Genomic DNA, 11366 nt, shown 5'->3' with positions numbered 1-11366 from the left:
CGATTTTCTTCTAATTTAAAATTAGTAAATGGTTCATGTTTGTATGGTTGTACCATATTTTCATCCCCTTTTCTCATCATTTCAACAAAAATAATTATTGCAAGAAGTGTGCCAAAATTCAAATAGGTGCAGAATCAGTAATTATTCTCATAAACGCAAAATATATTTGCATTTTCTAAACCAAAAGCGCAAAATTATATTGCACCTATACAACATAAAGGAGGTTAGATATGAGGAACGAACACTTGACTCCTATACCATTGAAATTTTTCGATAAAATCCTTAAAGAAATCGATATTGGCATCCATGCGGTTAACCATGAAGGAAAGACAATGATTTATAACAGAAAAATGGCTGAAATTGAAGGGATGAAGTTTGAAGACGTTCTCGATAAAGACCTCTTAGATGTCTTTTCTTTTCATAAAAATGACTATAGTACACTTATAAAAGCTCTTACAAAAGGAGAGACAATCATCAATGCTAAGCAAACGTATTTTAATAATCGCGGACAGGAAATAACGACAATTAATAATACCTTCCCTATCGTCGATGGGGAGAGCCGAATTGGCGCCATCGAAATTGCCCGTGATGTGACTAAGCTCGAAAAACTGATTAGAGAAAATATGAATAAGAAAAGTAATACACGATACACCTTTGATAGCATCATTGGAAGCAGCAGCGAAATCAAGGATGTAATTGAAGCAAGCAAGAGAGCAACGAGGACCAATTCATCCATCCTTATTATTGGTGACACAGGAACTGGAAAAGAACTGTTTGCACAAAGTATTCATAATGGCAGCACTCGGTCTAGTAAACCATATATCTCTCAAAATTGCGCTGCACTTCCAGATAATTTAATTGAGGGATTGCTTTTCGGTACTAAAAAAGGGGCATTTACAGGTGCGATTGAGCGGCCAGGCTTATTTGAACAAGCGGAAGGCGGGACCTTGCTCTTAGATGAAATCAATTCACTTAATCCTGCCCTCCAGGCAAAGCTTCTTCGATCCATACAGGAAAAAACGGTCCGGCGTATAGGTGACACAAAGGATCGAAAAATTGATGTCAGAATAATCGCCACAATCAATGAAGATCCTATAGATGCGATTTCCAAAGGAAGACTCCGTAAAGACTTATATTACAGGCTTAGTGTCGTTTCCCTATTTATTCCTCCTTTACGCGACAGAAAAAAGGATATACGTGACCTCGTTCAATTTTTCATCGAAAAATATAATCAGTTATTCGGTATGACCGTCAAAGAGGTTGACGAAAAGGTATTGAATAGATTTTATCAATATGAATGGCCAGGAAATGTCCGAGAGCTGGAGCATGTGATTGAAGGAGCGATGAATTTGATTGATCATGAGAATGCGATTACGTATTCCCATTTACCAATCCATTTCCGTAACAAGACGCAATTTAAGGGTGATACGAACGATCACCCAGTTTTTATAGATAATCGCGACGACATTCTGCCATTGGATCAATATTTAGAGGAATTAGAAACGAACTACTTACAGAAAGTGTTAACATTACACAATCATAATATCACCCAAGCCGCAAAATCCCTAGGCATGAGCAGACAAAACCTTCAGTACCGTTTAAAAAAGCTTAGGTTAAAATAAAAATCCTCTGTCACAAATGACAGAGGATCTTCTATTAAGCTTGAGACTGATTAATCCACTCTTGAAGCTTATCTTTTAGCGTGTTGAAGCCTTGAGCAGTATCATTTTCTACTTTAACTGGTGCTGCTTGACGCTTGCGAGGCTTTTTCGCCTTTGCTTCAACAGCTGGCGCTTCCTCCGTTGCACGAATAGACAAACCAATTTTACCTGCTTCTTCATCAATAGATAAAACCTTAACGCTTACTTCATCGCCCACTTTAAGAAATTCATTAATATCTTTTACGAATCCATGAGTTACCTCTGAGATATGAACAAGTCCTTGTGTATTTTCATCTAAAGCAACGAACGCACCGTATGGTTGAACCCCTGTTACCTTTCCTGTAATTACACTTCCTACTTCGATTTTTTCAGACATGAAAACACTCCTAAATTATATATTATTTTTCGTTTTTATTCGCAATTAAAAATTATACCACAGTTGGGATTGTTTATCAAAAAAATTTATATTGGTGATATTCTATTTTGTGCGTGAAATCTTTAATTATGTTTAAAAAAAGGATATTGCACATGTATAAAAAAAAGAAATATGGTTATCCTTATCTTATAAAGCTTTCTAGTATTCCCCCCTTTTTTGAAAGGACAATCCATAATGGTTTGTCCCTTTTTTTATTGTTTTCACACAAAATCTCTAGCATACTATACATGTGCCTGTGAAGGAGGAATAGGAAATGAACAACCATCTAGTCAGCCTTAATGGAAATGAGATCTATTACGAATCTTACCTTAACACCCATTCTAAAAAAACAGTTGTTTTACTGCATGGCTTTCTTTCTTCTACCTTTAGCTTTCGACACCTTATTCCACTTTTAAAAAATGAATATAATGTGATTTCCATTGACTTGCCTCCATTCGGTAAAAGCGGAAAATCCACTACTTATATTTATTCATATGAGAATCATTCAAAGACAGTCATTAAGCTGTGCGAAAGCCTTCAATTGAAAGAAATTACACTTATTGGGCATTCTATGGGGGGACAAATTGCCTTAAATATCGCTTACTTAAGACCCGATCTAGTATCCGAATGCATATTATTGTGCAGCTCTTCGTATCTAAAAAAATCAAAGCGCTCCTTTATTCTCTCGAGCTATCTTCCTTTTTTTCACCTATTTATAAAGCGCTACCTTGAAAAATCAGGGGTTGAAAAAAATTTAAGAAATGTGGTTTATGATCATTCAAAAATTGATAAAGAAATGGAAAATGGGTATTTAGAGCCTTTTTTAAAAGATCCAATTTTTCGTGCGTTGACAAGAATGATTCGGGACCGCGAAGGAGATCTGCCTATTGAGAAGCTGCACCAGGTTGATACACCATGCCTGTTAATATGGGGTGAACATGATAAAGTAGTTCCATTAAACATTGGAAAACAGCTGCAAAAGGATTTAAAGAATTCCAAACTGGTTGTGTTAAAAGAAACTGGCCACCTTGTTCCTGAGGAGAAGCCAGAAGAAGTTCTATTTCATATAAAAAAATTCATAGAAGCAGCGGAATAGAAAATCACCCTTTTCGATCATATAAGGGTGATTTTCTATTTATAATTGGCATGAACCGGTATTTTTAATGGAAATGAGTTGTTCGGCTATTTTCTTGCAATTTGTCAGTGGAATTACTTGCTCAAATGAAAATTCATAGATGGATTGGATTTTTCTCGCAAGTTTTTCCTTCTCATCTATATCATGAACGGCTTGAATGACATCAGCTATTTCCGTATCATAATTGCCTTCACCCATTTGAAACGGATCCCATTCATCTAGTATGTATACAAGCTGTATGTTTATATCTTGAAATTGCACCATAATCACCTTTTATTTTACTTTTTTTTTGCATCCTTTATTATAGAGTAAAGAGAAAATAAATGAAAAGGCGGGAACGAAATGAATATGTACGATTTTAATCAAAAAACGAATCGGGAACACACTTCTTCCGTTAAATGGGGATTGACAAAGCAAATCTTTGGAGCAGATGACGTATTGCCAATGTGGGTCGCTGATATGGACTTTTCGCCTCCAAATGAAGTGAAAGAAGCTATTCAAGAAAGAGTAGACCATGGAATATATGGTTACACCTATTCCCCTCCTTCTACGACAGAATCAATCCAACAATGGATAAAAAAAAGACATGGCTGGGAAATTAACCATTCATGGATTCTTTACAGTAGTGGAGTTGTTCCGTCTATCTCCATCGCCATCGAAGCCTTTACCGCACCAGGAGATAAAGTTATGCTCCAATCACCTGTCTACACCCCTTTCTTTGAAATGATTGAAAAAAATAATCGTCAACTCGTAAACACTCCATTGAATTTAATTAATAACCGCTATGAAATTGACTTTACATTATTTGAAGATCGCCTAAAAGATGGCGTGAAACTATTCCTGCTATGCAATCCGCATAATCCGAGCGGCAGAGTCTGGACGAAAGAAGAATTAACTAGGATTGGCGAGCTTTGCTACCAATACAATTGTCTTATACTTTCTGATGAAATTCATTCAGATTTGATTTTAAAGAATAAACATGTACCCATTGCCTCATTGAACGAAACTTTCAGCGATATAACGATTATGTGTATCGCACCCACTAAAACATTTAATCTTGCTGGACTCCAGGCTTCGGCTTTAGTCATTCCAAATAAACAACTTCGTAAAGCTTTTAAAGACGTACAGGAAAGACAAGGTTTTTTCAGCTTATCCACTTTTGGTATCATCGGAATGGAATCTGCCTACCGATTTGGTGAACAGTGGTTGGAGGAACTATTAGCCTATTTAAGAGAAAATGTTCATACAGTGAAGAAGTATATTGATATTCATTTGCCTGGGATATCAATGATGGAGCCAGAGGGCAGTTATTTAATATGGCTTAACTGCCGGGAACTTCATTTAAGCGATGAGGAACTTAAAAACCGGCTGTTAAATAAAGGGAAATTAGCATTAGAGCCAGGAATCAAGTACGGTCCTGGAGGCGAAGGCTTCGTCCGAATGAACGTCGCTTGTCCAAGAGAGGTCGTCCTAGAAGGATTGGAAAGACTGAAAAAAGCTTTTTCTTAACCATCCAATAATAACATAGGGGTCTATTGGGTTTACTCTCTTTAACATTGTTTTCATTATGTGAACCAATAGACCTTAATGCGTCAACGTAAGGCAGGAACTAATCATCCTGAGTCTTTTTCTGGCCTTCAGCTTTCTTGTCCTTTGATATCGAACCGCAAGCAATGCGTGCACCTGAGTCTCCTGCTGGCTGTGTCATGCCGTCATCGGCTGATTCGTGGATCACTATGGATGTTCCCTCTTTAGTCAGCAAGGATTTTTTATTTTCCTTTAATGTCACTTGAGGAGCCATAAAATCAGCTTTAACTTTCCCGTCATCTTCGACTATTAGATTCGGGAGATCCCCTGCATGTGCACCCTTTGGATGAAGAAGTCCATGTTCCTTATCCTCTGGGTTAAAGTGGTTGCCTGCTGATTTAAAATCAGGCGGTTCACATTTGCTTGTTTCATGGATATGTATCGCATGCTCTCCAGGTGGAAGCCCCTTCAAATCAACCTTCATTTTAACTCCAGATGCCTGTTCCTCTAATTTTATCTTACCTAGAGAGTCGCCTACCGCATTAAACATCTCAACATCTAAGTTTCTTATATTTTCCTCTGCACATCCTGTAAGGAGCAGCATGGGGATAAATAGCCACACTTTCTTCATGATCTTTCATCCTCCATCAGACAATTTGTCTATAGTGTTTCCAAGATCATATTTTGATAAACAAAAAAAAGAACAGCCATTATTAACTGTTCTCTCCGCTATTATTCACTTGCTGCTGTAATCTTTCCTCTAGCTCCTTCGCTTTCAAGGCCTCTCTTTTGGAGATCTTCACAATGAATCTGAACGTAAAAAAAGCAGCAATCGCGAAAATTCCTAAACTAATGGCAGCCGGGAGATACTCAGACTTATCTTCAGGAAAGTATAAAAACAAAGACAATACAGTCCATTCTAACATTCCATTCGCCCTTTCTTTAAAAAACGGTCGTTTAATACTTAATTATAGCACATTAACACCATTACTATAACGGTTTGCACCTTGTTTTTCCACTGTAGTAAGTCATAATAATAAATATAGATTGTTTTAAAGGAGGAGTAATCTTGGAAGAATTCAAGATTGGTGACCGTGTAAAAGCCCACTATAAATCAGGAACATATATAGGTGAAGTAACAGAAATACGCCCACAGCATTATTTAGTAAGAGTGCTTGCGGTAGTGAAGCATCCCATGCAAGGGGATCTTCATAGTCCAAAGGACGCGGATGCGATATTTTTTCATGAACGCAGAGCATTAGCTTATAGAGAGCAAACAAATGTCCCTAAGAAAATGGTCAAGCATTTTGAAAATGAAATTCCAGATTATAAAGATTCATTAAGACAAGCATTAGAAAAAATGAAGCAGGAGCTAGAAGGCGTAGCATCTCCATGGGCAGAACAAAGCCTTAAAAACATTGCATCATTGGAGAAGGATTATTTTAAATAAAATTCTAATTAACAAAAGCCAAATCGTTATATAGCGATTTGGCTTTTTACGCAAATTTATTCAGCAGCTTAGACAAGTCAACCCTATCACCAATTGTTGTCGGTTCAGGTTTTTCCAAATAACGCTTATCCTTTTCCACTAATCTAAAAATATTGTAGGTTGTCATCGCATCGTCTAGTGCACGATGATGTTTGCCAGTCCCTTCTTTTCCATACTCTTGGACAGCCTTCCACAAACCAGTCTGATTCTGATCACCAAAGAAACGTTTATATTCCATTGATAAGTCTATTTCCTTCCCTTTAAATGGGAAAGGGATACCTGCATGCTGACAATTATTCCGCAGCACCCTCATATCCATATTCCCCCAAGTAATAATCGTGCATGGGTGATTATCGCTTACATCCCGCAGTTTTTTTACTAATTCAAAAAGGGGCATTCCCTGATCAACCTGTTGCTGCGATATTCGAAGAAAGGATTTACAGCGGTCAGATAATATCGGGAAACGAATGGGAGAAATATATGATGAAAATTGTTCATATACTTGATTATTCTTAACAGCAACAACTCCTGCTTCGATGATTTCAGGATAAAATCCTTTGTATCGGCTGCTTCTATCCGGCATGGTAAACTCAAAATCGATAAATAAATAGCGATGTTCTTCCTCCATTATCTCACCTGCTTTCATCAAAAATTGCACGAACACATTTTACTAATTATACCACGGAAAATTCCAATTTTTCTGTGTAATTTTATTTTTCTACAGATTTTCTAAAAAGCAAAAAATCATTAACTTTTGTACTGGACAGCCGAATAATATAAATAGAGAGTGAACGAAAGGAACGTGAGGCAGTTGCGCATGTTAACAGGATATATAATAATTGCTGCTTTACTTTCCATCTTTGTGACAGTTGTTTTTGTTGCCGGTTCAGAAATAAACCAAGTTCAAGGCTTTCATGAAGTATTGGAAAAGAAGATCCATATGAAAGAAATTTCATTGCCACAAACAAGTTTGATTAAAGCTTCCAATGGTACGGTTGTTTCTGAAATTTCTCAGCCTGTTAATCGGATCAACCTTGATTCAGCAGACATTCCACTTTTTCTTAAAGAGCTATTTGTTGTTTCAGAAGATCAGCATTTTTATGACCATCCCGGATTTGATTTACCAGCAATCGGAAGGGCGCTTGCCATAAATATGCAATCAAGCGATATTAAACAAGGGGCGAGCACCATTACCCAGCAGCTTGCGAGGAACCTTTTCTTAAATACTGAAAAATCCTATAATCGGAAACTAAGTGAGCTTCTATATGCCTATGAAATAGAGCGCAACTATTCGAAAGAGGAAATTCTTGAGCTTTATATTAATGCCATTTATTTTCATAATGGCGTCTATGGGATTGAAGCAGCTTCTCAGTATTATTTTCAAAAACAAACAAAAGAACTTTCTAAAGCTGAGCTCGCTTTTCTAGCTTCGATACCAAATAATCCGTCTATGTATAACCCCTTAAAACACTTTGATAAAACTAAGGAACGACAAGAACGACTGATCGATCAACTAAGTAAGCAGGAAATAATTAGTTTAGCCGAAGCAGAGGAAATGAAGAATGAGTCAATCCATCTAAATCTCAGAGAACATACAGATTTATATCCAGACTACGTAACATTTGTCGAAGCAGAGCTTACAAACCTCATCGCCAGGCAAGAAGGATTCGATAAAAAGTTAGTAGCAGCAACTGAAAAAGAAAAGGAAAAGCTTAAGTCCAAACTAGACAAACTTGTTAAGGAGGTAATTGCCTCTGGAATCATTATTGAAACGGCTCTTGACACCACCATACAGGAAAAAGCAAAAGTATCTATCATGAACAGGCTTCCATATAACGATATCGAGGGAGCAGCTGTTGTGATTGACCATGAAAAACACCAAGTGGTTGCTCTTGTTGGTGGAAAACAATATCAGAAATATGATTTTAACAGGGGATTTCAAGCTTATAGACAGCCAGGCTCTGCGATAAAGCCGCTGCTTGTGTATGGTCCATATCTGGAGCGGACGAATGCCTCCCTTCAAAAGAAGGTAAATGCAGGTTCCTATTGTAAGAATGGGTATTGTCCCAAGAACTATGGTGGCGGTGTGTATGGGATGGTCTCTTTAGAAAGAGCATTTATATACTCATATAATACACCCGCGGTCAGATTATTGGAATCCATCGGTGTTGAGAATGGATTTAATGATCTAGCAAACTTTAAATTTAGCAAAGTAACATCATCAGACCATGTGCTATCAGCTGCTCTTGGGGGGTTATCCTTTGGCGTGACACCGCTTGAACTGACTTCTGCCTATACCACGTTTGCTAACGATGGAAGGTATCAGCCATCACGAGCTATAAAAAAAGTGACAACCTTGGATGGGAAAACTCTGTATAGCTGGAATGACAGTCATGTGAAGATATGGAGTAATGGAACAACTGATAAAATAAGACAATTAATGAAAAAAACGATTCAGTCTGGAACAGCGAAGAAAATTCATCTTTCTCATGGTTATGCAGGCGGAAAAACCGGGACAACAAATGATTATAAAGATTATTGGTTTATCGGTCTAACCGACCAGTATACTGCAGGGATTTGGATAGGAAAAGACAAGCCCGAGAACATGAAATCCATCCAGTCCGCAGCTCCGCAACAGCTCATTTGGAAGGATATTATGACAGATTAATAGGGATATGAAGGAATCGGAGCCCCTCCGATTCCTTTTATATCGGTAAACTTGCAATGACGCTGTTATAAACCTTCACGGCTAAATAAACAACGCCTATGAATATGGATGACCATGTAAGCACTTGAAAGAAGATCACACCAACTAATCCTAGAATAGAGAGGGAGGAACTGATCTTATATACAAAATAACAAAAATAAGTGACTGTCGTTATTGCAAACACCGTTAGAATTCCTATTAGACTGCTCATCATCAATAAAGAAATGATGCTTCCGATAAAGTAAATAATTGCACCACCCCGTATTTTCTTCAAACTCTCTCCTTCAGAATCCTTTGAAAAAAATAATAGAGAAACTTCATTAATTGTATCCGCTAGTAGTTTCAACGCAGCATATATACAAAAAAACAAGATCATTAACAATGCTAAAAGAGCAAGCTTAATTCCACCATCAGAGAAGAATTCTTGCATTCCTTCATAAATTCCCGCTGACCTAAGAAAATCAAGCAAGACCATCTCAATATTTATCGAAAGAGAAAGACTAAACAAAATAATGGAAAGCAGTGGAAAATAACTCATAAAATAGGTGTTTTTCATTTTTACTCCATTCATAACAAATCTTTTTTTATATCAAAATTATTATACAATTATAGCTTGTATATTTACATCTTTAAACGCATATACATATTTACCAGAATACACCCGCTTGTTTCTTAAGAGAGGAGGACTTGTTTATCCGTAAGTCAACTATAATTTCAAAGGGCCGATTACGATTATGATACTAGGCTTAACGATTGTTTTGCTGCTTGTCCTATTTTTACCATTTACTGTAAAAAACGTGGAGCATAATTTAGAAGCATTTTTATTTATTATGGGTTTATTAGCTGCGACGATCAGTCAAGTATTAGACAATCAACTCATTATAAAAGCATTAAAGGATCCTCTTCAGATTACATTCGCGGTTTTCCTTGCGGGATTATTTTTCAAATGGTGTCAAAAGCCTTTAGAAAAAGGAATACGAGGATTAAGCCAAGCAATCCCATTTCGCTTATTTTTAGCACTTGTTATCATAATCCTTGGACTTATTTCAAGCATGATTACAGCCATCATAGCCGCGATTGCTCTTACAGTTGTAGTTAGTGTCTTGCAGCTTGAGCGTAAATCAGAAATCCGTTTTGTTGTACTAGCCTGTTTTTCAATTGGTCTTGGAGCCGTATTGACTCCCATTGGAGAGCCGCTATCTACCATTGCCATCAGCAAATTAAATCAAGATTTTTTTTACCTTCTACGATCAATTGGTATTCTTGTAATACCAGCCGTTATAATTTTCGCCATCCTAGCAGCTATCTTAGTAAATCCGAAAAATAATACTCATCAACAAAAAAAGAAATTAAAAACTGATAGCTATAAAGATATTATTGGACGAGCATTAAATATTTATCTTTTCGTTATGGGATTAACATTACTTGGTGCGGGGTTTGAACCATTTATTAAAGAATATTTGCTTAGACTCAGCCCATCCGTACTTTATTGGATCAATATTATTTCAGCAATATTAGATAATGCAACACTTGCTGCAGCAGAAATTAGTTCAATAATGGATGAATCAGCGATTAAAGCAATTTTGCTCGGTCTGCTTATTAGCGGAGGAATGCTTATCCCTGGAAATATCCCAAATATTATTGCTGCCCAGAAACTGAACATTACAAGCAGAGAATGGGCAAGCTTTGGTGTCCCAGTCGGTTTACTAACGATGATTATCTTCTTTTTCATCCTGCAAGCATTTGGGTAATCCAAGATAGTAACGAGCAATAATTATAAAAGAGGGTGAATCATATCACCCTCTTTTATAATCTGGATTGAATTCTTATATACTCACGTGATTCAAATACTTTAGCTCTTCTTTTATCCACTTTTTCCGCTTCCAAAATGTTTTGTAAGGGCATTCCCTCTAGCGGATTTACCTCAACAAACTCTTCAGCCCCTGGCAAGTAGAAATCACGCTTCCCTTTCTGATCTAAAATCCATGCACCTGAAAATAAAAATACAAAAATGAAGATGGATGCGATTACTTTCTTTTTTAACATTGCACACCCCCTAACATAAGTGTGCATAAATAAATCGTTATTTATTCAGCCAAACACTATATCAAAAAAAATTTTTTTTAAATTTTTTATAGGTATTTCTACGTGTTTCTACATATTTAATAAGGGGAGATAAAAGGCCTTATAAGAGAAATTATCAAACATGCATAGACCTTCATTATGGGGTATAATTTGTTTTGGAGCATTTGAGCGGATAAGCAACGTGTAAAACAGTTAAATTAAATTTAGCTGTTTTACTTAGTCCATGTTATATTCTCCTTTATTACTTGGCGAATCAACTTCGTGAAAAGTATAACAATAAACGATTGGAGATATTGAATACAAAGAGAAGACTTATCTTATCATCAATACTTAGATTTATCCGTACA

At 36.7% G+C, this 11366-nt stretch carries 13 protein-coding genes; 6 read left to right on the top strand and 7 right to left on the bottom strand.

The window, feature by feature from the left end:
• The first annotated feature begins 230 nt into the window (after window positions 1-230).
• Entirely contained in the window at window positions 231-1622 is a 1392-nt protein-coding gene (locus RUH74_RS19390; protein ID WP_313803014.1) for a sigma-54 interaction domain-containing protein, read from the top strand.
• 34 nt (window positions 1623-1656) lie between these two features.
• Here the strand turns inward: RUH74_RS19390 and yugI are convergent, their stop codons facing one another.
• A complete protein-coding gene (yugI, locus tag RUH74_RS19385) occupies window positions 1657-2037 on the bottom strand; it encodes a S1 domain-containing post-transcriptional regulator GSP13 (protein WP_313803012.1) in 381 nt (126 codons plus the stop codon).
• A 313-nt stretch (window positions 2038-2350) separates the two neighbouring features.
• On the opposite strand from yugI, the gene RUH74_RS19380 reads away from it, so the two are divergent.
• On the top strand, window positions 2351-3172 hold the full coding sequence (locus RUH74_RS19380; RefSeq protein WP_313803010.1) for an alpha/beta fold hydrolase: 822 nt from the start codon (window positions 2351-2353) through the stop codon (window positions 3170-3172).
• A 39-nt stretch (window positions 3173-3211) separates the two neighbouring features.
• On the opposite strand, the gene RUH74_RS19375 is transcribed toward RUH74_RS19380, so the two are convergent.
• On the bottom strand, window positions 3212-3475 hold the full coding sequence (locus RUH74_RS19375) for a DUF1871 family protein (protein ID WP_313803008.1): 264 nt from the start codon (window positions 3473-3475) through the stop codon (window positions 3212-3214).
• Between the two features lie 78 nt (window positions 3476-3553).
• Here RUH74_RS19375 and RUH74_RS19370 point away from each other — a divergent pair, with 78 nt between their 5' ends.
• Window positions 3554-4720 (top strand): MalY/PatB family protein, encoded by a 1167-nt coding sequence (locus RUH74_RS19370; protein ID WP_313803006.1) that lies wholly within the window; start codon window positions 3554-3556, stop codon window positions 4718-4720.
• Between the two features lie 100 nt (window positions 4721-4820).
• Here the strand turns inward: RUH74_RS19370 and RUH74_RS19365 are convergent, their stop codons facing one another.
• Both RUH74_RS19365 and RUH74_RS19360 read right to left on the bottom strand, forming a co-directional pair.
• Window positions 4821-5369: a superoxide dismutase family protein gene (locus tag RUH74_RS19365; RefSeq protein ID WP_313803005.1), complete on the bottom strand. Its 549-nt coding sequence runs from the start codon at window positions 5367-5369 to the stop codon at window positions 4821-4823.
• A gap of 82 nt (window positions 5370-5451) precedes the next feature.
• A complete protein-coding gene (locus RUH74_RS19360) occupies window positions 5452-5664 on the bottom strand; it encodes a hypothetical protein (protein WP_313803003.1) in 213 nt (70 codons plus the stop codon).
• Between the two features lie 143 nt (window positions 5665-5807).
• Between RUH74_RS19360 and kapB the strand changes: the two genes are divergently transcribed.
• Complete coding sequence (kapB, locus tag RUH74_RS19355; protein ID WP_313803001.1) at window positions 5808-6188, top strand: kinase-associated lipoprotein KapB; 381 nt, start codon at window positions 5808-5810, stop codon at window positions 6186-6188.
• A 46-nt stretch (window positions 6189-6234) separates the two neighbouring features.
• Here kapB and kapD read toward each other — a convergent pair whose 3' ends face one another.
• Window positions 6235-6855 (bottom strand): 3'-5' exonuclease KapD, encoded by a 621-nt coding sequence (kapD, locus tag RUH74_RS19350; protein ID WP_313802999.1) that lies wholly within the window; start codon window positions 6853-6855, stop codon window positions 6235-6237.
• 189 nt (window positions 6856-7044) lie between these two features.
• Here kapD and RUH74_RS19345 point away from each other — a divergent pair, with 189 nt between their 5' ends.
• Entirely contained in the window at window positions 7045-8895 is a 1851-nt protein-coding gene (locus RUH74_RS19345) for a transglycosylase domain-containing protein (RefSeq protein WP_313802997.1), read from the top strand.
• A 37-nt stretch (window positions 8896-8932) separates the two neighbouring features.
• On the opposite strand, the gene RUH74_RS19340 is transcribed toward RUH74_RS19345, so the two are convergent.
• A complete protein-coding gene (locus tag RUH74_RS19340) occupies window positions 8933-9490 on the bottom strand; it encodes a DUF5366 family protein (RefSeq protein WP_313802995.1) in 558 nt (185 codons plus the stop codon).
• A 178-nt stretch (window positions 9491-9668) separates the two neighbouring features.
• On the opposite strand from RUH74_RS19340, the gene RUH74_RS19335 reads away from it, so the two are divergent.
• On the top strand, window positions 9669-10685 hold the full coding sequence (locus RUH74_RS19335) for a DUF1646 family protein (RefSeq protein WP_313802993.1): 1017 nt from the start codon (window positions 9669-9671) through the stop codon (window positions 10683-10685).
• Window positions 10686-10740: 55 nt separating this feature from the next.
• Here the strand turns inward: RUH74_RS19335 and RUH74_RS19330 are convergent, their stop codons facing one another.
• Window positions 10741-10980: a hypothetical protein gene (locus RUH74_RS19330; protein WP_313802991.1), complete on the bottom strand. Its 240-nt coding sequence runs from the start codon at window positions 10978-10980 to the stop codon at window positions 10741-10743.
• Window positions 10981-11366: the final 386 nt, after the last annotated feature.

Origin of the sequence: Cytobacillus sp. (assembly GCF_032154635.1) — a bacterium.
In the GTDB taxonomy this organism is placed as follows: domain Bacteria; phylum Bacillota; class Bacilli; order Bacillales; family Cytobacillaceae; genus Cytobacillus.
This window is presented reverse-complemented; position numbering and strand designations above follow the sequence as displayed.

Coding starts and splice junctions, on each gene's coding strand:
- RUH74_RS19340 (WP_313802995.1), bottom strand. CDS start 9,490: ATGAAAAACACCTATTTTATGAGTTATTTTCCACTGCTTTCCATTATT.
- yugI (WP_313803012.1), bottom strand. CDS start 2,037: ATGTCTGAAAAAATCGAAGTAGGAAGTGTAATTACAGGAAAGGTAACA.
- RUH74_RS19380 (WP_313803010.1), top strand. CDS start 2,351: ATGAACAACCATCTAGTCAGCCTTAATGGAAATGAGATCTATTACGAA.
- RUH74_RS19330 (WP_313802991.1), bottom strand. CDS start 10,980: ATGTTAAAAAAGAAAGTAATCGCATCCATCTTCATTTTTGTATTTTTA.
- RUH74_RS19390 (WP_313803014.1), top strand. CDS start 231: ATGAGGAACGAACACTTGACTCCTATACCATTGAAATTTTTCGATAAA.
- RUH74_RS19335 (WP_313802993.1), top strand. CDS start 9,669: ATGATACTAGGCTTAACGATTGTTTTGCTGCTTGTCCTATTTTTACCA.
- RUH74_RS19360 (WP_313803003.1), bottom strand. CDS start 5,664: ATGTTAGAATGGACTGTATTGTCTTTGTTTTTATACTTTCCTGAAGAT.
- RUH74_RS19365 (WP_313803005.1), bottom strand. CDS start 5,369: ATGAAGAAAGTGTGGCTATTTATCCCCATGCTGCTCCTTACAGGATGT.
- RUH74_RS19345 (WP_313802997.1), top strand. CDS start 7,045: ATGTTAACAGGATATATAATAATTGCTGCTTTACTTTCCATCTTTGTG.
- RUH74_RS19375 (WP_313803008.1), bottom strand. CDS start 3,475: ATGGTGCAATTTCAAGATATAAACATACAGCTTGTATACATACTAGAT.
- kapD (WP_313802999.1), bottom strand. CDS start 6,855: ATGGAGGAAGAACATCGCTATTTATTTATCGATTTTGAGTTTACCATG.
- RUH74_RS19370 (WP_313803006.1), top strand. CDS start 3,554: ATGAATATGTACGATTTTAATCAAAAAACGAATCGGGAACACACTTCT.